15 protein-coding genes are annotated in these 21,304 nt (G+C 69.8%); 5 read left to right on the top strand and 10 right to left on the bottom strand.

Annotated features, from left to right (window positions below; genetic code table 11):
• Positions 1–87 precede the first annotated feature (87 nt).
• Positions 88–336, top strand: coding sequence for a WhiB family transcriptional regulator (locus LPW41_RS05815; protein ID WP_013583608.1), 249 nt, complete (start codon positions 88–90; stop codon positions 334–336).
• Between the two features lie 147 nt (positions 337–483).
• On the opposite strand, the gene LPW41_RS05810 is transcribed toward LPW41_RS05815, so the two are convergent.
• The gene (locus tag LPW41_RS05810) at positions 484–1,980 is read right to left on the bottom strand and encodes a sensor histidine kinase (protein ID WP_144828773.1); all 1,497 of its coding nucleotides are present in this window, start codon (positions 1,978–1,980) and stop codon (positions 484–486) included.
• A 520-nt stretch (positions 1,981–2,500) separates the two neighbouring features.
• On the opposite strand from LPW41_RS05810, the gene LPW41_RS05805 reads away from it, so the two are divergent.
• Complete coding sequence (locus LPW41_RS05805; RefSeq protein WP_144828775.1) at positions 2,501–2,926, top strand: Rv3235 family protein; 426 nt, start codon at positions 2,501–2,503, stop codon at positions 2,924–2,926.
• A 274-nt stretch (positions 2,927–3,200) separates the two neighbouring features.
• On the opposite strand, the gene LPW41_RS05800 is transcribed toward LPW41_RS05805, so the two are convergent.
• On the bottom strand, positions 3,201–4,427 hold the full coding sequence (locus LPW41_RS05800; protein WP_144828778.1) for a pyridoxal phosphate-dependent aminotransferase: 1,227 nt from the start codon (positions 4,425–4,427) through the stop codon (positions 3,201–3,203).
• 218 nt (positions 4,428–4,645) lie between these two features.
• Positions 4,646–7,447, bottom strand: coding sequence for a preprotein translocase subunit SecA (gene secA, locus LPW41_RS05795; protein ID WP_144828781.1), 2,802 nt, complete (start codon positions 7,445–7,447; stop codon positions 4,646–4,648).
• Positions 7,448–7,630: 183 nt separating this feature from the next.
• On the opposite strand from secA, the gene LPW41_RS05790 reads away from it, so the two are divergent.
• Positions 7,631–8,944 (top strand): hypothetical protein, encoded by a 1,314-nt coding sequence (locus LPW41_RS05790; protein ID WP_230704330.1) that lies wholly within the window; start codon positions 7,631–7,633, stop codon positions 8,942–8,944.
• A 17-nt stretch (positions 8,945–8,961) separates the two neighbouring features.
• Here the strand turns inward: LPW41_RS05790 and LPW41_RS05785 are convergent, their stop codons facing one another.
• Genes LPW41_RS05785 through LPW41_RS05755 form a run of 7 tightly spaced genes read right to left on the bottom strand, consistent with a single transcriptional unit; the run spans position 8,962 to position 19,346 of the window.
• The gene (locus LPW41_RS05785) at positions 8,962–11,160 is read right to left on the bottom strand and encodes an alpha-galactosidase (RefSeq protein ID WP_230704527.1); all 2,199 of its coding nucleotides are present in this window, start codon (positions 11,158–11,160) and stop codon (positions 8,962–8,964) included.
• 2 nt (positions 11,161–11,162) lie between these two features.
• Positions 11,163–14,204 carry a glycoside hydrolase family 38 C-terminal domain-containing protein gene (locus LPW41_RS05780; RefSeq protein WP_308071693.1) on the bottom strand — a complete coding sequence of 1,014 codons (3,042 nt, stop codon included), beginning with the start codon at positions 14,202–14,204 and terminating at the stop codon, positions 11,163–11,165.
• Positions 14,201–15,034 (bottom strand): ThuA domain-containing protein, encoded by an 834-nt coding sequence (locus tag LPW41_RS05775; RefSeq protein WP_230704329.1) that lies wholly within the window; start codon positions 15,032–15,034, stop codon positions 14,201–14,203. The genes LPW41_RS05780 and LPW41_RS05775 overlap by 4 nt, the downstream gene beginning before the upstream one ends.
• Positions 15,031–16,176 carry a Gfo/Idh/MocA family protein gene (locus LPW41_RS05770; RefSeq protein WP_230704328.1) on the bottom strand — a complete coding sequence of 382 codons (1,146 nt, stop codon included), beginning with the start codon at positions 16,174–16,176 and terminating at the stop codon, positions 15,031–15,033. Before LPW41_RS05770 ends, LPW41_RS05775 begins: the two co-directional genes overlap by 4 nt.
• Positions 16,173–17,051: a carbohydrate ABC transporter permease gene (locus LPW41_RS05765; protein ID WP_144828788.1), complete on the bottom strand. Its 879-nt coding sequence runs from the start codon at positions 17,049–17,051 to the stop codon at positions 16,173–16,175. The genes LPW41_RS05770 and LPW41_RS05765 overlap by 4 nt, the downstream gene beginning before the upstream one ends.
• 1 nt (position 17,052) lies before the next feature.
• Positions 17,053–17,994, bottom strand: coding sequence for a carbohydrate ABC transporter permease (locus tag LPW41_RS17040; protein WP_222123886.1), 942 nt, complete (start codon positions 17,992–17,994; stop codon positions 17,053–17,055).
• Complete coding sequence (locus tag LPW41_RS05755) at positions 17,991–19,346, bottom strand: ABC transporter substrate-binding protein (RefSeq protein WP_144828791.1); 1,356 nt, start codon at positions 19,344–19,346, stop codon at positions 17,991–17,993. The genes LPW41_RS17040 and LPW41_RS05755 overlap by 4 nt, the downstream gene beginning before the upstream one ends.
• Before the next feature lie 167 nt (positions 19,347–19,513).
• Between LPW41_RS05755 and LPW41_RS05750 the strand changes: the two genes are divergently transcribed.
• A complete protein-coding gene (locus LPW41_RS05750; protein WP_144828794.1) occupies positions 19,514–20,278 on the top strand; it encodes a GntR family transcriptional regulator in 765 nt (254 codons plus the stop codon).
• Between the two features lie 8 nt (positions 20,279–20,286).
• Positions 20,287–21,291 (top strand): LacI family DNA-binding transcriptional regulator, encoded by a 1,005-nt coding sequence (locus LPW41_RS05745; protein ID WP_144828797.1) that lies wholly within the window; start codon positions 20,287–20,289, stop codon positions 21,289–21,291.
• Positions 21,292–21,304 lie beyond the last annotated feature (13 nt).

Here is a 21,304-nt window from a genome sequence, read left to right as displayed (position 1 = left end):
CGAGCAATCGCTCGCGTTCCCACCAGGGTACCGGACCCGAATCCCGGTGCCGAATCGTCTGAAATTTCTGTTACAAGGAGCACCTCTATGGATTGGCGCGACAAAGCAGCCTGCCTGACCGTCGACCCCGAACTGTTCTTCCCGGTCGGCAACACCGGCCCCGCGGTCGATCAGATCGAGAAGGCCAAGTCGGTCTGCGCACGCTGCACCGTCACCGAGGTCTGCCTGCAGTACGCCCTCGAGTCCGGTCAGGACTCGGGCGTGTGGGGTGGCCTGAGCGAAGACGAGCGTCGCGCGCTCAAGCGCCGCGCCGCCCGCGCCCGCCGCGCCTCCTGACGACAGCGTCTCCGGCAGAAGCCCGCCCCTCGGGGCGGGCTTCTCCGCGTTTCGGGGCTCTCCCGGGAATCCGTTTCGGCCCGGGCGCCGTTCCGCGCGGAATGCGCCGGCACGCGGCATCCGGAATCGGAACGGATGCCGCGGGGCTCAGGCCGACGCGCCGCCGATGTAGCGCAGCGGGATCTCGATCGTGACCTCGGTGCCGCTGCCCATGAGGGTGTGCCAGTCGATCGTGCCGCCGAGCTCGCCCTGGATGAGGGTGCGGACGATCTGCGTGCCCAGACCGCGACCGACCTGCCCCTCGGGGAGGCCGACGCCGGTGTCGCGCACGCTGACCTCGAGCATCTCGCCGTTGCGCTCCGCGGCGATCTCGACGTCGCCCTCCTGACCGGCGAGCCCGTGCTCGACGGCGTTGGTCACCAACTCCGTGAGGGCGAGCGCGAGCGGCGTCGCGAACTGGCTCGGCAGCGTGCCGAACTGACCGGTCGTGCGCGTGCGGGCGCGCGTGTTCGGAGCGGCGGCGACCTCGGCGACGAGCTTGAGCACGCGCGCGAAGACGTCGTCGAAGTCGACGTTCTGAGCGAGACCCTCCGACAGGGTGTCGTGCACGACGGCGATCGCCGAGACGCGGCGCATGGCCTGGGTGAGGGCGTCGCGCGCCTCGTCGGAGTGGGTGCGGCGCGCCTGGATGCGCAGCAGCGAGGCGACCGTCTGCAGGTTGTTCTTGACGCGGTGGTGGATCTCGCGGATCGTCGCGTCTTTGGTGATGAGCTCCTGCTCCTGGTGGCGGATCTCGGTGACGTCACGGCTCAGCACGATTGCACCGATGCGCGTGCCGCGGTCGCGCAACGGAATGGTGCGCAGCGACACCTGCACGCCCCGCGCCTCCATGTCGGCGCGCCACGGTGCGCGCCCGCTCACGACCACGGGCAGCGACTCGTCGACGTCCTGCCGCTTGGCCGGAAGGATGCGCGCTGTCACCTCGGCGAGCGACTCGCCCTCGAGCTCGTCGTCGAAGCCCATGCGGTTGAACGCCGAGAGGGCGTTGGGGCTGGCGAAGGTCGTGATGCCGTCGACGTCGAGACGGATCAGCCCGTCCGAGGCGCGCGGCGCTCCGCGGCGCGGGGCCGTGGGGGCGGCCAGGTCGGGGAACTCGGCCGACGAGATCATGCCGAACAGGTCGTCGGCGCAGTCGTTGAAGGTGATCTGCTGACGCGAGGGGGTGCGCGTCTCACCGAGATTGGTGTGGCGGGTGAGCACGCCGACCGTGGTGACGGCGTGGCCCTCGCGCGACAGCTCGCGCACGATCGGCACTGCGCGCACGCGCGTGGGCGTCTCTTCGAACCAGTCGGGCGACGCGGAGTCGACGATGCGCCCGCTCTGGAAGGCGTCGCGTACCTGGGTGCGCCACTGCGGTCGCACGCGGTCTCCGACGATGTCGCGATAGAACAGCGTCGCCGCTCCCCCGGGCCGGGTGTGGGCGACCGCGACGAACGAGTCGTCGGGGGTGGGCACCCAGATGACGATGTCGGCGAACGCGAGGTCGGCGAGCAATTGCCCGTCACCCGCGAGCCGGTGCAGCCACTCGACGTCCGCCTCGCTGGAGCGGCCCTGGGCGTAGACGAGTTCACTCAGTGTCGACACCGACTCAGTCAACCACGCCGTGTCGTCGGCGTGTGCCGGCTGAGCGAGCCCGGTGGGCGCCGAGATTCGACCGTCGGGCGATCGATTTCACCCGCTGCGGCGGACTGCCGTGCATCGCATCGCATGTATACATGTACATGACGGACTTCGCACGCCGTCGTCGCCGACCGCCACTCCCCCACGACGGGCGGTCGGCCCGGCCCCGGGGCGCGGCGGGCCCAGCCCCGGGGCATGGCGGGCCGCGAGCCGTGCGGGTCGCAGGTGAACTCCCCCATCCCTCAGAACGGGGGACAAGGCGAGCGGCGAGACCACTCCGGGTCAGGGTGGGAGCGGTTCCGCCGGCTTCCTGTGCACGGTCGTCGGCCCGCTCCCGAACCCCGGGCGCCGCGGATTCTCCACATTCCAGGCGCCGTGGCGTGTCGTCCACAGATGCTCCCGGTGCCGTCGTCGCTCCGCGCGGCTCCCCTACTGTCGGCATCACCCCCCGCTCGCTGCACGCACCACAGCCCGGAGGAAATCCATGTCACCGAAGCCCGCCCCTCGCCCCACCCCGCCCGCTCCATCCGACCCCGACTTCTTCGATCGGCAGCGCACCCCGACCGCCCAGCTCCCGCCGCCGGCGGTCTTCACGCGCAACGTCGCGCGCGGTGCGTTCGAGGTCCTCGCCGGAGTCCGCCGAGCGGAGCAGCTCACGCGCTGGATGTCGGAAGACGTGCTCGACCGCCTCACCACGATCAAGAACCTGTCGGCCCGCGCGCGCAGCGCCCGTCGCGTGCTCAGCCTCTACGACGTGTACGAGGTGCAGCGCGTGCGCCTCTCCTCGCCCGGCGACGGCATCATCGAGGCCACGGTGACCGCCTCCGCGCGGGCGCGCACCCGCGCCCTGGCCATGCGGATCGAGGGCCTCGACGGTCGCTGGCGCGTCACCTCGCTCGGCATGATGTGATTCGCAGCGTCGACCGTCCGCCGCCCGGCGAGCTCTTCAGCCGCGCGGGCGGACCGGTCGGCGCTGCGGCGGCACCCCGGCCGGCCGAAGCGACGCCGGCGGGCGCCGTGCCGGGCACGGGCCCTGGTCGCCGCGGATCGACCGGGTCACGGCATCCGCGTCACGGCCTCTGAGTCACGGCGTCCGGCGTCACGTCAGCCGCGTCACGGCATTCACGCCATGGCATCCGCGTCCCGGTGACCACGTCACGGCGTCCGGGGTCACGGCATCCGCGTCACGGCCGCCAGGTCGAGAGGAAGTTGCCGAGCCGCTCGATGGCGTCGCTGATGACCCGCGCCTCGGGGAGCGTGACGATGCGCACGTGGTCGGTCGCCGGCCAGTTGAAGCCCGACCCCTGCACGAGCAGCACGTGCTCGGCGACCAGGAAGTCGCGCACGAACTTGCCGTCGTCGGGGATCTCGTACACCTCGGGGTCGAAGCGCGGGAAGGCGTAGAGAGCGCCGCGCGGCATGACGCACGAGACCCCGGGGATGGCCTCGAGGCCCTCCCACGCGGCATCCCGCTGCTCGTGCAGTCGACCCGACGGGGCGATGAGCGCGTCGATCGACTGCACCCCCGACAACGCCGCCTGCACCGCGAACTGCGCGGGGACGTTGGGGCACAGGCGCGTCGAGGCGAGCAGATTGATGCCGTGCAGGAAGCCCTGCGCGTGGTCCTTGGGGCCCGTGATCGCGAGCCACCCCGAACGGTAGCCAGCGACGCGGTAGGTCTTGGACAGGCCGTTGAAGGTCAGGCACAGCAGGTCGGGGGCGATCGTCGCCATCGGGATGTGCACGGCCCCGTCGAACAGGATGCGGTCGTAGATCTCGTCCGACAGCAGCAGCAGCGAGTGCTCGCGCGCGATCGCCGCGATCCCCTCGAGCACCTCGCGCGAGTAGACCGCGCCGGTGGGGTTGTTCGGGTTGATGACCACGATCGCTTTGGTGCGCGGGGTCACCTTCGACCGGATGTCCTCCAGGTCGGGCTGCCACTCGCGCGCCTCGTCGCACAGGTAGTGCACGGGGGTCCCGCCGCCGAGGCTCGTCATGGCCGTCCACAGCGGGTAGTCGGGGGCGGGGATGAGCACCTCGTCGCCCTCGTCGAGCAGGGCCTGCATGGTCATCGTGATGAGCTCGGACACGCCGTTGCCCAGGAACACGTGGTCGGGGTCGAGGTGCGGGAAGCCGGGCTCCTGCTCGTAGCGCGAGACGATCGCACGACGGGCCGACAGGATGCCGCGGCTGTCGCTGTAGCCGTGCGCGTTGGGCACCGAGGCGATCATGTCGCGCACGATCTGGTGCGGCGCCTCGAAGCCGAAGATGGCGGGGTTGCCGGTGTTGAGCTTGAGGATCGCGTGCCCCTCGGCCTCCAGACGGTCGGCCTCGACGAGGGCCTCTCCACGGATCTCGTAGAGGACGTCCTTCAGCTTCGATGACTGGTCGAGGGGGCGCAGCGGGCTCATCGGTTCAGGATATCCCCGCCCCTTCGGAGCCAATCGACACCCGGTGGCCCGCCCGCGGCGGAACCGTCGTGCGGATCCGGAGCCCGACACGCCGCCCCGAGGGCGTTCCCGCCGACGCGCCGAGCCCGCGATCCGCGCGACGGCGGTCCCGCCGCACCCGAGCCCGGAAACGCCGGATGCCGCGTCCCGGGGTGGGACGCGGCATCCGGGGATCCGTCTTACTTCTTCTTCGCGGCCCGGCGATCGGCGCGGTTGCCCGACCCCGCCTGCTCGGGAGCGTCGGTGCGCTGCCCGAACGCGCCGCGGGCGGCGGCGGGCGCCTCGGCGGCGGGAGCGGCGGCCGGCTGAGCCGCCTGGCGCACGCGGTTGGTCGCCGCCTGCTGCACCTGACCGCGGTCGTTGCGCACCTCGACCTCGCCCGCGTCGTTCGCGGCGGAGTACTCCAGGCGCTGGGTCTCGACGGGGGTGGGCGCCAGGCCCTTCGCCTCGACCTGGGCCGCGGGCTCGCCCTCGACCTCGCGCACCTCGACTTCGAGGTTGTAGAGGAAGCCGACCGACTCCTCCTTGATCTGCCCCATCATCGACTGGAACATCTGGTAACCCTCGCGCTGGTACTCGATGAGCGGGTCGCGCTGGGCCATGGCACGCAGGCCGATGCCGTCCTTGAGGTAGTCCATCTCGTAGAGGTGCTCGCGCCAGCGGCGGTCGAGCACCTGCAGCACCACGCGGCGCTCGAGCTCGCGCAGAGCCTGGGCGCCGAGGGCCTTCTCGCGGTTCTCGTACGCGATGCGGGCGTCGGAGATGATCTCGCGCTTGAGCCCCTCGGGCGTGATGCGGCCCTTGCTGCCGCCCGCCTCGGCCACGACCTCGTCGATCGTGACGCTCACCGGGTACATGGTCTTCAGCTCGGTCCACAAGGCGTCGAAGTCCCAGGACTCGGTGTGACCCGAGCCGGTGTGGTCGTCGATGACGGCCGTGATGGCGTCTTCGATGAAGTGCTGCACGCGGTCGGCGATGTCGTCGCCCTGGAGCATGTGACGGCGGTCGGCGTAGATCGCCTCGCGCTGGCGGTTCAGCACGTCGTCGTACTTGAGGACGTTCTTGCGCATCTCGGCGTTGCGCGCCTCGACCTGCGACTGCGCGCTCTTGATCGCGCGCGAGACGAGGCCCGACTCGATGGCGACGTCGTCGGGGAAGTTGGTCCGGGCGAGGATGGCCTCGGCCGCGCCCGACTGGAACAGGCGCATGAGGTCGTCGGTGAGCGACAGGTAGAAGCGGCTCTCGCCGGGGTCGCCCTGACGGCCGGAGCGACCGCGCAGCTGGTTGTCGATGCGGCGCGACTCGTGGCGCTCGGTGCCGAGCACGTAGAGGCCACCGGCCTCGACGACCTTCGCGGCTTCCTCGGCGACGACGTCGCGCATGCCCTGGTAGACCGAGTCCCACTCGGACTCGTAGGCCTCGGGCGTCTCGACGGGGTCGAGGTTCTTCGCCTTCATCTCCTGCACGGCGAGGAACTCGGCGTTTCCGCCGAGCATGATGTCGGTTCCACGACCGGCCATGTTGGTGGCGACGGTGACGGCGCCCAGACGACCGGCGCGGGCGACGATCTCGGCCTCGCGCGCGTGGTTCTTGGCGTTGAGCACCTCGTGGCGCACGCCCTTCTTCGCGAGCAGGCGCGAGAGATACTCGCTCTTCTCGACGCTCGTGGTGCCCACGAGGACGGGCTGGCCCTTCTCGTGGCGCTCGACGATGTCTTCGACGACCTGCGCGAACTTGGCCGTCTCGTTCTTGTAGACGAGGTCGGACTGGTCTTTGCGGATCATCGGCTTGTTCGTGGGGATGGGCACCACACCGAGCTTGTAGGTCGACATGAACTCGGCCGCCTCGGTCTCGGCGGTACCGGTCATGCCCGAGAGCTTCTCGTACAGGCGGAAGTAGTTCTGCAGCGTGACGGTGGCCAGGGTCTGGTTCTCGGCCTTGACCGGCACGTTCTCCTTCGCCTCGATGGCCTGGTGGATGCCCTCGTTGTAGCGACGGCCCACGAGGATGCGACCGGTGTGCTCGTCGACGATCATGACCTCGTCGTTCATCACGACGTAGTCGGTGTCGCGCTTGAACAGCGCGATCGCCTTGATCGAGTTGTTGAGGAACGAGATCAGCGGGGTGTTGGCCGACTCGTACAGGTTGTCGATGCCGAGGTAGTCCTCGACCTTCTCGATGCCGGGCTCGAGCACACCGATCGTGCGCTTCTTCTCGTCGACCTCGTAGTCGACCCCGGCCTCGAGGGTGCGGGCCAGCTTGGCGAACTCCGCGAACCAGCGGTTGGCCTCACCGGATGCCGGGCCCGAGATGATCAGCGGGGTGCGGGCCTCGTCGATCAGGATCGAGTCGACCTCGTCGACGATCGCGTAGAAGTGACCGCGCTGCACGAGGTCTTCCTTACGCCAGGCCATGTTGTCGCGCAGGTAGTCGAAGCCGAACTCGTTGTTCGTGCCGTAGCTGATGTCGGCCTCGTACTGCTGGCGGCGCACCTCGGGGGTCTGACCGGCCACGACGGTGCCCGTGGTCATGCCCAGCGCACGGTAGACGCGACCCATCAGCTCGGACTGGTAGCTCGCGAGGAAGTCGTTGACCGTGATGACGTGAACGCCCTGGCCCGCGATCGCATTGAGGTAGGCCGGCAGGGCGGCGGTCAGGGTCTTGCCCTCACCGGTCTTCATCTCGGCGATGTTGCCGAGGTGCAGGGCCGCGCCGCCCATGATCTGCACGTCGTAGGGACGCTGGCCGAGCGTGCGCTTGGCCGCCTCGCGCACGGCGGCGAACGCCTCGGGCATGAGCTGGTCGAGCGTCTCGCCGGCGTCGAAGCGGGCGCGCAGCTCGACGGTCTCGTTGCGCAGCTCGTCGTCGGTGAGCTGCTCGTAGTCCTCTTCGAGCGCTCCGGTCGCCTTCACGACGCCCTGCAGTCGGCGCAGGATGCGGCCCTCGCCGGCGCGCAGCAGTTTCTCGAGCGGATTGGCCACGAGCATCTCCATCTGGTCGGGTGCGGTGTCCGTACGGACACCGGCCTGCGAACAGGCATACATCGCCCATGTTATCCGTGTTACCCGTTCGTGACCTGCGAGCAGGCCGCAATCCGAAAGAGCCGCTCGTGCCTGCAGCGAACACACGGCTGGGGGCGCGAAACACCGGCTTAGGATCGAGCCATGGCCGGTTTCTGGGGCAAGAGGAAGCGCGAAGAACAAGACGCGGCGGATGCCGACCTGGCACGCCGAGCGGAACTGGCGATCGTCGCGGCCGACGAACGTGTGCGCCTCACCTCCGATGAGCTCGACTTCGCCCGTGCCGAGCTCGGCGACAAGGCCACGGAAGACCTTGCGGCGGCCCTCGACTCCGTGCGGACGCACCTCGCCGAGGCATTCCAGCTGCACCAGCTGAACCACGACGAGATCCCCGACACCAAAGAAGAGCTGCGCACGCGCAACGCGCGCATCATCCAGCTCTCGCAGTGGGCCGAAGACCTGCTCGAAGAGCGCACCCAGGTGCTGCAGCCCAAGATCGACGCCGTGCGACGCGCCCCCGAGATCCTCGCGCGCGTCCGCGCCGACCGCGACCGCCTCGCCGAACGCATCCCGAACGCCCGCGAGGTCGTGGATCGCCTCTCGCGGCGCTACAGCGACTCCGCCCTCTCGCAGATCGGCGGCAACCCGGAGGAGATCGAGCAGCTGCTCGACTTCGCCGTGCACACCGCCTCGGTCTCCGAGCGTCGTCGCGACGCCGGCCAGCGCGAGCAGGCGTCCGTCGCCCTCGAGGCCGCGACCGAGGCCGTGCGCCGGGCCGAATCTCTCCTCGACGCCGTGGACACCTTCGAGATCGAGGCGCTGCGCGCCGAGTCGACCCTCGCCGCCGTCGTCGACGACTCGCGCAACGACCTCGTCGAAGCGCGACGCGGCCCGCAGACCCCCGTCGTCACCCAGGCGATGGCGACGCTGCAGCAGGCGTTGATTGCCCTGCCGGCATCCGGAACGCGGAGCGACCCCTTCGCGGCCCTGTCGTCGCTGCGCCAGGCCAACGCCGACCTCGACCGCGCGCGCGAGCGCGCCGCCCGGCCGGTGCCCTCGCAAGACCAGGTCGACCACGCGATCGACGACGCCGATCGGCAGATCGCCGTCGCGCGCGGCCTCATCACCGGCCACCGCGGCTGGATCGGGGCCGACGCCCGCACGCGCTTCGTCGAGGCGGAGCGTCTGCGCGCCGGACTCCCCCTCGGCCCCATCTCCGAAGACGACCGCGAGACGGCCCTCGCCACCGCGCGTCGCGCCGGCTCCCTGGCATCCGAGGCCCTGCAGATCGCCCAGCGCGACATCGAGCAGTCACGCCCCGACGACTGGGGCGGCAACGGCTACGGCCGGGGCGGCGGCTACGGCCGCGGGGGCGGCATGGGCGGCGGCAACATGGTCGGCGGCATGCTCGGCGGCCTCGTCATCGGATCGCTCCTCGGCGACATCTTCGACGGCTGACCCGGCCACTCCCCCCGTCAGACCACTTCCGTGGCGCGCAGGAGCACGACCCGTTCGGGGAACGAACCCGGCAGATGCAGCCCCGCCGCGGCAAGCGCCCGCCCGCTCATCGTCACACCGGCCCCGTCGGCGTACCACGGTGGGTCGGCGCGGCCCGGGTCGGGTGTGCCGACGACCACCGGCGCGACCCGGTAGGTCTTTTCGGCGTCCAGGCCCGGCAGGGTGAAGCGGCCGCGCGGAGACACCGTCGGACGAGTCAGGAACACGAGGAAGACGAGTGCCTCCGAGCGATCGGCAGCCACGACGGCCGTGACCTGGAACGAGGGGTCGATCTCCTCCGCCCGAGCGATCTCGCCCGTGTGGAGAAGGGCGCGATGGTCGCGGTAGAAGCGGATCCACTCGGCGAGGTCGGCATTCTCCTGCGGGGTCGCCTGCGCCAGATCCCACTCGATGCCGAAATGGCCCAAGAGCGCGGTGGCCGCCCGGAACGACAGCGGATGTGACCGGCCGGTCGTGTGGTTGACGCTCGAACCGATGTGGGAACCGAGCAGCTCGGCCGGAAGCAGTTGAAGGGTCCACCGCATCATCTGCTGCCGTTCGAGGGGATCGATGCAGTCACTCACCCACACGCGATCGGTGCGCTCGATGACGCCGAGGTCGACGCGACCGCCGCCGGACGAGCAGGACTCGATCTCCAGACCGGGGAACCGGCGACGCAGCTCGTCCATCAGACGGTAAGCCGCGAGTGTCTGCGCGTGCACGCCCGGCTTCCCCGCCGGGGCGGTGCCGGCATCGATGAGGTCACGGTTGTGATCCCACTTGATGTACGAGATGTCGTGGGCGGCGAGGACCGCCGTCATCGCGTCGAGGACGTATCGATACGCCTCGTCGATGCCGAGGTTGAGCACCTGCTGGCCGCGTCCGCGGACGGGCAGCCGCCCGCCCGTCTGCATGATCCACTCGGGGTGCGCCCGGGCCAGGGCGCTGTCCTCGTTGACCATCTCGGGTTCGAACCACAGCCCGAACTGCATCCCCAGCGACGTCACCCGATCCACGAGCGGGGTCAGGCCGTCGGGCCAGAGGCCGGCATCCACCGTCCAATCCCCGAGCCCGCTCGTGTCGTCCCTCCGCCCGGTGAACCAGCCGTCGTCGAGCACGTACCGCTCCACCCCGATCGCGGCGGCGCGGTCGGCGAGGTCGAGGAGCCGATCGAGATCGTGATCGAAGTAGACGGCCTCCCACACGTTCAGGGTCACCGGCCGGGGCGTCGCCGGGTGCGTCGGGCGCCCGCGCAGGAACCGGTGGAAACGATGAGCCTGCTCATCGAGTCCCGCACCGTAGGCCGCGTAGACCCACGGTGATCGGTACCTCTCGCCCCGGTCGAGCCCGACCTCGCCCGGGAGCAGCAGCTCGCCGCCCCCGATCACCTGCGCCCCCGCCGACAACCGCTCGGCGTAGTGACGGTGGTTGCCGCTGAAACCGACGTGGACGCCCCAGACCTCGCCGGCGCCGAAACCGAATCCCGTCTCGCCGACGGTGAGCACCGTCGCCGCATCCGGACCCGTGCGGCCCTTGCGGCCCTCGCGATCGTGGATGCCGACGACGAGCTCGCGACGCTGCGGGATGCGCTCCTTGCTCCATCGTCCGGCGAAGTCGAGGATCTCCCGAGCCCGCACCGGGATCGGGAACGCCAGCGCGATCCCGTCGGCGCTGTACACGCCCGCCCCGATGTTCTCCAGCTCTGCGCGGGCGCGCAGCAGTCCGCTCGCCGCCAGCTCGATGTCGAGCTCGAGGCGCAGACCCGCGGTCTCGTCGGCGGCGGCCACCGTCACGACGGCCGGGCCGGCCTCGACGAGACGTCCATCGCGACGGAGGGGATCCCCCTCAGCCGCGACCGCGACGGAGACGACGGTGAACTTCGGCGACCAGTCCGCACCTGCGCGATGCCCCGTCACTCCGGGCCTGCCCTCCCACCCGGCATGGTGCTCGGGGAGCATCGCGACGCGCACGGGCTCGTCCACGACGTTTCCCGATGCCGGTTCGATCGCCGCTAGGCGCAGGGCGTCGGCCTCGACCTCGCTCAGCCGGCCGAGACCCGCCCCCCAGTGCAGGATCGCCGGCAGGCGCCCCTCGGTGAGGTCGAGAAGAACGCTCACCCCGCCCGCAGCGAGATGGAGAATCGTGTCCGCGGGGATCAGCTCGGCGCTCCCGTGCATGCTCACGCGGACGCCCGAGCGGAGGGCGAGCGGGGGCCGCGCAGGCGCAGCGTCACGAGCTCGAAGGGCCGGAGGTCCAGCTCGATCGCCCGGTCAGAGGTCGACGAAACCCCCGTCCCGGGCAGTGCCCGCTCGAGCAGATCCGTCGCCTCCACGGCATCCCACTCGATGGAGGTGGTCAGGGTCGCGCTCACGCGGTCACCATGGGCCTCGTAGAGGCGCACCACGAGATCTCCGCTGTCGTCCTCGGCGAGCTTGACCGCCTCGATCACGACCGCGGGGTGCGACACGGCGACGAGCGCGGGCACGGCCGCACCACGCAACGGGCGCATCGGCAGGCTCTGGCGATATCCGTCCACGACCGCGTCCGGAATGCCACCCGGCCGGAGGCTGACGGTGAACTCGTGACGACCCTGGTCGGCGCCCGGGTCGGGGTATCGCGGTGCGCGAAGGAGGGACAGCCGCGCGACGACCATCGGCCGACCGGACGGCGCCTGAAGCGTGCGCAGGTCGTGGCCGTAGACCACGTCGTTCGCGATGGCGACACCCCACGACGGCTCGCCGACATGGACCCATCGGTGGGCCACGGTCTCGAAGCGGGCCGAGTCCCAGGACGTGTTGCGGTGGATGGCCCGATGCAGATGGCCGTACTGGATCTCAGAGGCCGCGCGGTCGGCGCGCAGATCGAGCGGGAACGCCAGTTTGAGCAGCTTCTGGGACTCGTGCCAGTCGATGTCGAACGACAGGTCCACGCGCCCCTCGCGAACGCGCACACGGACGTCGATGCGCGAGGCGCCGAACCGGTGCCGGATGAAGACCGCGTCGCCGTCGATCCGGACGTCGACCGGATCCGTCAGCGCGCGGCCGGAGCGCTGATCCTCCTCATTGATGTCCCACGCGTCCCACTCACGCGGAGTGTCGCGCAGCACGTGCAGGACGCCCCCGGGGACGCCGTCGGGAAGGACCTCACGTCCGACGACGAGGTCGCGGATGGAGGTGAATGCTCCCCGACGATCGACGACCACGCGGAGGGTGTCGTCCTGGAGGACGAAGACGTCGCCGTCGGCGGCGGGCACGACGGGCTCGACCGGGCGGGACGGCCCGATCGACATCGCCTCGACGCCGTCGCGGAGGTACGGGCCCGCGTTGGCGCTGAGCTGAGCGTCTCCCCCCGTCGCGAGCGACGCGAGCGACGCGGCGATGATCTTCTCGAGGACCTCGGCCACGCGCGCGTACGCGGCCTCGGCCTCCTGATGGACCCAGGCGATCGAGGTCCCCGGGAGGATGTCGTGGAACTGCAGCAGCAGTACCTGCCGCCAGGCGTCGCGCAGTTCCCGCGCGGGATAGGGGGTCCCCCGGAGGATCGCCGCCGTCGCTGCCCACAACTCCGCCTGCCGCAGCAGCGCCTCGCTGTGGCGGTTGCCCCGCTTCGTCTTCTGCTGCGAGACGAGCGTGCCGCGATGCAGTTCGAGGTACATCTCACCCACCCAGACGGGCGGAGAGGCGAGTTCGGCCTCCGCGGCCGCGAAGAACGACTGCGGATCGCTCAGGAAGACCCGGGGCGAACCCTCGAGGTCGCGTTTGCGATGAGCCTGGGCCAGCATCTCGCGAGTGGGCCCTCCCCCTCCGTCCCCCCAGCCGAACAGCCCAAGAACCTCGCGGGCCCGACCCTTCTCGCTGAAGACGCGCTCCGTGCGGGCGAGATCCGCGGCCCCGAGATCGGAGTTGTACGTCTCGGCGGGCGGAAGATGCGTGAACAGGCGGGACCCGTCGATCCCTTCCCAGTGGAACGTCGAGTAGGGAATGCGGTTCGTCTCGTTCCACGACGGCTTCTGCGTCACGAACGACCGGGCACCGGCCGCGCGGGCGATCTGCGGCAGGGCGGCGCTGTACCCGAACGAGTCGGGCAGCCACACCTCGGCACTGTCGACCCCGAACTCCTCGAGGAAGAACGCCTTGCCCTGCACGAACTGTCGAGCGAGCGACTCGCCGCTGGGCATGTTGGTGTCGGATTCGACCCACATCCCCCCGACCGGGCGGAAGCGACCGGCGGCCACGGCCGAGCGGACCCGCTCGAACAGTTCCGGCTGACTCTGCTTCAACCAGAGGTACTGCTGTGCCGACGACGCGGCGAAGACGAAGTCGGGGTCGCGATCGATGAGGTCGACGACGTTCGCGAACGTGCGCGCGACCTTGCGGACGGTCTCGCGAGTCGGCCACAACCACGCCGAATCGATGTGCGCGTGTCCCACGGCGCTCACGCGCAGCGCGCTGCCCGGCGCCGTCATCGCGAGCGCGGGGGCCAGGACCTCGCGCCCGCTCTGCGCCGTCGCCGAGACGTCGTCGGGATCCATGACGTCGACCATGCGCTCCAGCGCATGCACGATGTCGGCGCGGCGCGCCGTCTCGGGGGGCAGGGTCTGAACCAGTCCCTCGAGGGCGATGACGTCCTGCAGCAGTTCCCACACGACGACATCGCGGCGAACGAGCTCGAGACGGACGAGGCGGTAGTGCTCGTCGTCGCCGGCCGTCGCAGGATCGCCCAGCGACGTCGGTTCGTACTCGTAGGGCACCTGGATGGTCGGGTTGGCCGCGGCTTCCAGCAGCAGCCGGAACGAGCCCGCGTGTGGGAGGGGCACCCACGCGTTGCGGGGTTCGATGGCTTTCACGATCGTGCCGTCGGGGCGGTAGGCGGTCGCTTCCGCCTGGAACCCGGGCTGCTCCTCGACGAATCCGAGGTCGACCAGCAGCTCGGCCTCGTCGACCGGCCACTCGGCGGGGACCTCTCCGCGCACGTCGAACCACACCGTGTCCCACGGCCGCCCCCACGACGCGCCCAGGGCGATCGGCTCGAACTCCTGCACCGCCGCGGTCGCGAAGGGGACGGGCTCCCCGCCGACCCTCCATGCCCGGATCTCCACCGGACGGGTATCGCGGTGAACGGCCGGCGCGAGGCGGAAGCGGGTGAAGCGCCGCACCCTCTGCATCGCGAGCGTCTCGGCATCCAATCTCACCCGCCCGTTGGGGTTCTCCTCGGCTGTCACGCGCCGTTCTCCCGCGGCGCGATCAGCTCACGGGTGTAGTAATCGACGAGGCCGTCGGGCGAGCCGAGCACCGGCCGGTCGAACTCCCCGGTCAGGTACATGGGCGTGACGAGGTACGACTCGCGCTCGCGAGAGGAGTACGCCCACTTCACGCCGTTCGCGATCACGCGCTGCACGTCGGGATGGTGGTAGACGGGGTAGATCTCGTCGCCGGGGCTGAAGTAGAAGACCTTGCCGTATCCGCGGCGATAGGTGATGCCGCTGCGGAACACCTCGCCGCCGGAGAAGCTGCTGATGAACACCAGCTCATCGGGTTCGGGGATGTCGAAGAACTCGCCGTACATCTCCTGCCCCGGGATGACGAGCGGCTGCGGGACGCCCTCGGCGATCGGATGCCGCGGCGACACCGTCCAGACGAGCTCGCTGTCAGCGTCGTTGCGCCACCGCAGGCTGCACGTCGTCCCCATGAGCCGACGGAAGATCTTGGAGTGGTGCCCCGAGTGCAGGACGATGATGCCCATCCCCTCGAGGACGTGCTTCTGGATGCGGTCCACGACCTCGTCCGCGACCTCCTCGTGGGCGGTGTGGCCCCACCAGAGCAGTACATCGGTCTCGGCGAGCAGTTCCTCCGTCATCCCGTGCTCGGCGTCGTCGAGCACGCGCATGGTCACGGTGACCTCCTCGCCCAGCAGACCCGTGATGCCGGCCGCGATGGTGCTGTGCATCCCGTCGGGATAGATGCCGCGGACGACCTCGTTGATCTGCTCGTGGCGGTTCTCACCCCACACGACGACGCGGATGGCCTTCTTCGGCAGGGTGGGAGTGGTCATCGAGCGCCTCCAGACGCGATCATGGCCGGGGCTGACCCCCAGGCCGGTGTGGTGATGCCGTCGGCGGCGCTCGTCCACGACCGCAGAAGGTCGCGGATGTCATCGTGCTCCTCGGCGGCGATGGCGAGCGCGAGCGACTCCTCGATCAGGTCGTCGAGCACGACCTTCTCGCCGCCGCGGTCGCTGCTGCGGATCGCGCCCTCGACCATCGCGAGGGTGCGGACGTTCGCGCGCACTTCGTTCTGCGGGGTGCGACCCGACCGCAGGGACGCGACGAATTCCTTCAGGGACCCCTCGATGCCTTCGCTGTCGCTGCGCACCTCGACCTCGACGCCGACCGTGTCGGTCTCGACGAGGGCATCCCCGTCCCAGTGCGTGGCGCCGTGCTCGGCGTAGACCCGCCAGTCGGCGTTCCACGACGTCTGCAGTCCGGGCGTCGCGCGGCTCCCCGAGTAGACGAATCGCGCGCCCGAGGCCAGCTCGAAGGTGGCCGTGGCGGCCGCGTCACCGGCGAACCAGCTCCACGACGGGTTCCAGGAGTCGCAGCGCACGCTGACCGGTTCGTCGGCGCTGAGGTAACGCAGCATGTCGAAGTGGTGCACCGACATGTCGACCAGCAGAGGGTGCGCCATCTGCTCGCGGAAGCCGGGCTCGTGGTCCTCGTGGAAGAACTGCGCGTGCACGGCTCCGATCGGACCGAGCGCGCCCACCACGTCGCGGTACGCCGCGAGGTGGTCGAAGTAGCGTCGCGACTGGCTGACCATGAGCAGCTGCCCCGTCGCGTCGGCGAGTGCGACCTGGCGCAATGCCTCGGCGACCGTCGGGGCGAGCGGCTTCTCGCACAGGACGGGGAGCCCCGCGCGCATCGCCTGCTCGTTCACGACCCGATGCGCCTGCGGCACCGTGACGTTGACGACGGCTCGGGCACCGGATCGCTCGACGACGTCGACGAGGGATGCGCCGACGACCGCGTCGAGGCCGATCCCCGCGACGGTCTCGCGCGCGAGGTCGACGTCGAGATCGACGACGCCGACGGCGCGTGCGTGCGGCGAGCGCGACAGCATCCGCAACCACTCCCCACCCATCGCTCCGGCACCGACGACCACGACGGGTAGACGCATCGACTCGGACATCTCCGTCATCCCTTCAACGCTCCGCCGAGGCTCGACTTGAGCAGGTTCTTGCGCACCAGCATGTACAGCACGGCGGGGGGCAGGACATAGACCACGGCGCTCGCGGCCAGCAGGCCCCAGTCGACGATGTTGCGCTCGCTGAAGGCGCGGAACAGTCCGATCGCGAGCGGGTAGAGCTCCTGGTTCTGCAGGAGCACGAGCGGGGTGAGGAAGTCGCCCCACGAACCCATGAACATGAGCATGGCCGCCGCGCCCAGTCCGGGTCCCATGAGCGGGAGGACGATGCGCCGAGCACCCTGGAGGCGGGTGTTGCCGTCGGTCCAGGCCGCTTCCTCGAGCTCCATCGGGACCGCGTCGACGGTGCCCTTCATCAACCAGAGGGTCACCGGCAGTCCACTGACCGCCTGCACGATGATGAGCCCGTGCAGGGTGTTGGCCAATCCCAGGTTGACCATGATCAGGTACAGCGCCACGATCGTCGCCGGCGCCGGGATGACGCGGATCAGCAGGATGCTGAACATGAAGAACCGTCGTCCGCGAAAGGCGAACCGCGACAAGGCGTAGCCTCCGGCGATCCCGAGGACGAGGTTCAACGCCGTCGACGAGATCGCGATGATCAGACTGTTCACCAGAAGCAGGGGCGTTCCGGATGCCGTGAAGAAGCGCACGAAGTTCTCGAACGAGAGCGCCGGCCATTGGACCGTCGCGCCCGCATCGGCGTCGACGGCGCTGAACACGACCCACGCGAACGGGACGAGGCAGAACAGTGCCAGCACGACGATCAGCGCGTAGCCGATGCATCTCTGCAGGACGTCGACGGGACCGAGACGACGTCGACGTTCGACGTGCGCGGAAGCCGCGACGCGGCTGTCGATGGCGGTCATGTCACACCTCTACCTTCGCCAGGCGCACGTATGTGAAGCCCAGCACGACGACGATGACGAGCAGGATGATCGACGCGGCGCTGCCGATGCCGATCTGCGAGAACTGCAGGGCCCGCTCGTAGATGTAGATGGCGGCGATGCGCGTCTGACCGCCGGGGCCACCTCGGGTGAGGAAGTACACGAGACCGAACACGCCGACGGTGCTGATGGTCGTGAGCAGCAGGTAGAGGAAGACCGGACCGCGGATGAGCGGAAGGGTGACGTGCCGAAACACCTGGACGGCGCTGGCCCCATCGACGCGGGCGGCTTCGATCAGCTCAGCAGGGACGTCCTCGAGGGCGGCCTGGAACATGATCATGGCGAAGGCCAGACCACGCCAGATGTTGACGAGGATGATGGCGAGCATCGGCGCCGTCTGCAACCACGCGGTGGGCTCGGAGCCGAACACCGCGGTGAGCCGGTTCAGCGTCCCCTCCGGGCTGGTCGCCAGCACGCTGGCCCAGGTGAGCGAGGCGACGACCTCCGGAACGACCATCGGCATGAGCAGCGCGGCCCCGAAGAAGCCCTTGCCGCGGATCCACGGCCGACTCAACAGGATCGCGGCGACCATTCCGAGCACCGTTTGCCCGACGATCGCCGACCAGAAGAGGAAGGTGCCGGTCTGCCCCAGGGAGCCGAGGAAGTCGGTGCTGCCGAGCAGGTACGCGTAGTTGTCGAACCCCACGAACTTCGGATTTCGCGCCGCGAACCCCGTCAACTGCGTGTTGGTGAGGCTGAGCCAGATGCCGTACACGGCCGGCAGCACGATGAACAGCACGATCAGGACGGCCGAGGGGCCCAGCAGAAGGAGGACCAGCGGCCATGTGCGGGCGCGCCGGCGCCGCGGCGCAGGCGGCTGCTCAGCCGTCTGCACCGCGGCGGGGACGTCGATGATCGACGTCACTGCTTCACCAGGCTCGGTCCGAGCAGGTCGGTGGCGTCCTTCTTGAAGGCCTCGTAGGCCTGCTTGCCGTCGGCCTGACCGCTCAGGATCAGCTCGGTCGCGGTGGCGACCGCCTGGCTGATCTGGTCGGCGCCGTCGCCGGTCACCACGAAGACGCTGTTCGAGAGGTCTTCACCGGCCTGCAGCAGCTGCGGCTCGCCGGAGTAGGGGGCCACGTCGTCGAGGTCGTCGCGGGCGGACGCCGCTCCCGAGGCCACGAGCTGCTCGGCCAGCGGCTTGCCGCTGGAGAGGTACTTGATGAACTCGAAGGCCGCGGCCTTCTTGTCGGAGTCGGCGGAGATCGCGTAACCGCCACCGGTGCTGCTCCAGCCGTAGGGCTGGTCGCCGTCGCGCAGACCCGGCCACTGCCACGTCGAGACCTTCTCGGTGAGGCCGTCGATGGGGGTGGCACCGTCGGGGCCCCAGTCGAACTTCCATCCCCACGTGCCCTGAGCCGAGACCTGGATGTCGCCCGCGGGGAACTTGACGTACTTCGTCGGCTCCCACGGGTTCGGGTTCTGCAGATCCTGGACCGGCATGAGGCCCTTCTGCACGAGCTCGGCGTAGAGCTCGAAGACGGCGAGCCAGCCGGGGGTGTCGAGATCCCACGTCGCCGTCTCGCTGTCGTAGTACCCGGTGTCGGTCCCGCCGAGCAGAGGCTGGAAGCCCTCGCCCCACGTTCCGCCACCCCAGGCCGTTCCGGCGGGGATGACGATGGGCGTCCCACCGGTGGCCGCCTTGACCTTCTCGAGGCGCGAGATCAGGTCGTCCCAGGTCTTGGGCTGCGTCGTGTCGACGCCGAGCTGCTCGAGCACGTCCTTGCGGTAGAAGAGGTTCAGCACGCCGGCGCCGGAGGGGAGGTTGTAGACCTGACCGTCCTGTCGGGTCATGGCCTCTTTGACGGCGGGGTAGTAGTGCTCCCAGCCCTCCCACTGGTCGAGGTAGGAATCGAGGGGCTCGAGGTAACCGGCCGACGACCACGCTATGGCCATGTTCTCGCCGATGTCGAGCACGTCGGGCGCCTGACCGGCGATGAGCTGCTGGGTGAGCTTGGTCTTCACCTGCTCGTCCGTCAGCACATCGGCGATGAGGTCGACCTTGATGTCCTTGCCCTGCTCCTTCATCGCGGCTTCGAAGCCCGGGATCTCCTTGGAGATCGCGTCGATGTTGGTCTGCTTGCTCTCCAGAATGCTGATCGTCACGGGGCCGTCCGTGCCGTCGCCGCTCGTGGCGTCTCCGGCGGAGCAGCCGGTGAGTCCCGCCGCGGTGACCACGGTGGCCGTGAACGCAGCAACGACGTATTTGCGCTTCATTGCGATGCCTCTCCTGGAAACACCCCGTCGGCTGCTTTGCCGAGCTGTCGGGTCCATCCCGTCTGCATGTTAGGACAATTGGAATGAGGTCGTCAACCGTCTCGGGCGACTTTGTACTAACATGACATACGCAGGTTTTGTCAGTCCGGACGAGAGTCGAGGGTCGCATGCTCGAGGGAGAACAGCCGGTCGTGCTGCCGGCGGAACAGCTGCTTCAGCCTATGGCGCAGGCCGCGCCACTGTGGATCCGGCTCTCGCGCGGACTCGAGGCCGCAATCGCCTCGGGGGCCCTGCCCCCGGGCGCTCGGCTCGAGAACGAGGTCTCGATGAGCGAGAGACTGTCGCTCTCGCGACCGACGGTGCGACGCGCCATCCAGGAACTCGTCGACAAGGGCCTGCTCGTTCGCCGACGCGGAGTGGGAACACAGGTCGTCCACGGTTCGGTGGCGCGGCAGATCGATCTGACCAGCCTGTACGACGACCTGAAGCGGTCGGGACGCGTCCCCTCCACCCGCGTGCTCGACGTGACCTTCGCCCGGGTGGGTCCCGAGGTGACCGAGCAGTTGGGTCTCGACCAGACCTCCCGCGTGCTGAAGATCCGCCGCGTGCGCTTCGCCGACTCCGTGCCGATCGCCGTCCTCGAGAACTATCTGCCCGACACCTTCGCCGACATTACCGCGGAGCGACTCGCCGAGGTCGGCCTCTACCAGGAGTTGCATGCCCGGGGCGTGACGCTGCGCGTCGCGCGCCAGCGCATCGGCGCCCGTCGGGCCAGCGTCGACGAGGGGCTGCTGCTGGACATCGGACGCGGCGCCCCCGTGCTCACCATGGACCGCACAGCCTACGACGCCGACGGCGCCGCCGTCGAGTACGGCCGCCATTGCTACCGCCCCGACCTCTACGGGTTCGAGATGACCCTCGTCGAGCGATGAGGCCCGCGGTGTCGGCGACCCTGCAGGACGTGGCCACGCTCGCGGGGGTGTCCATCAAGACCGTGTCCAACGTCGTGCGCGGGTATCAGCACGTGCGCCCCTCCACGCGTGCCCGGGTGCAGGCCGCCATCGATGAGCTGGGATACGTCCCTCACAGCATCGCCCGTCGTCTGGCCACCGGCACGACGGGGATGGTCGCGTTCGCGCTGCCGGCGATCGAGACGCCCTACTTCGCGGAGCTGGCCGCCCTCGTCTCCACCGAGATCGGCGGCTTCGACTACCGCCTGCTGATCGAGCAGACGTCGGGCAGTCTCGATGACGAGCGAGCGGTTCTGCGGGGGCGCGAGCAGGGGCTGATCGACGGACTCATCTTCCAGCCCACCGAACTCGACGCCGACGCCATCGAGCAGTTCCGCGGGTCCACCCCTCTCGTCCTGCTGGGCGAGATCCCTCCGCCGCCGACGGTCGATCACGTCATGGTCGACAACATCGCCGCGGCGCGGGCCGCCACGTTCCACCTGCTGCACTCGGGGCGGACGCGCATCGCCTTCCTCGGATACGCGGCAGCCGCCGGCCATGCGACGGCGAGCCTGCGCGCCGAGGGCTATCTGTCGGCCCTCGAGGACTGCGGAGCTCATCGCAGCGACGACCTGCTCATCCCGATGCAGCGCTTCGGGGCGTTCGCGGCCGAGGCGGCGGTGATCGATGCGATCGAGACGGGGGTGAGCTTCGACGGCCTGGTGTGCTTCGACGACCTCGCCGGCATCGGGGCGATGAAGGCCCTCGCCCGCGCGGGACGCGTCGTCCCCGACGACGTGGGCGTCGTCGGGTGGGACGACATCCTGATGTCCAACTTCACCAATCCGGGGCTGACGACCGTCCGCCCCGACAAGCCCACGCTGACCCGAACGGCCTTCCGGATGCTCCGGGAGCGCATGGACGGAGCGGGCGGCCCCGGTCGGCACGAGACGGTCGGATTCGACCTGGTCGTGCGCGGGAGTACCGCGAGCTAATTTGCAGCGCTGG

This window comes from Microbacterium sp. JC 701, from assembly GCF_021026215.1.
Lineage (GTDB): Bacteria > Actinomycetota > Actinomycetes > Actinomycetales > Microbacteriaceae > Microbacterium > Microbacterium algihabitans.
Note: the sequence above shows the minus strand (reverse complement) of the source record. Positions and strands in the feature narration are given on the sequence as shown.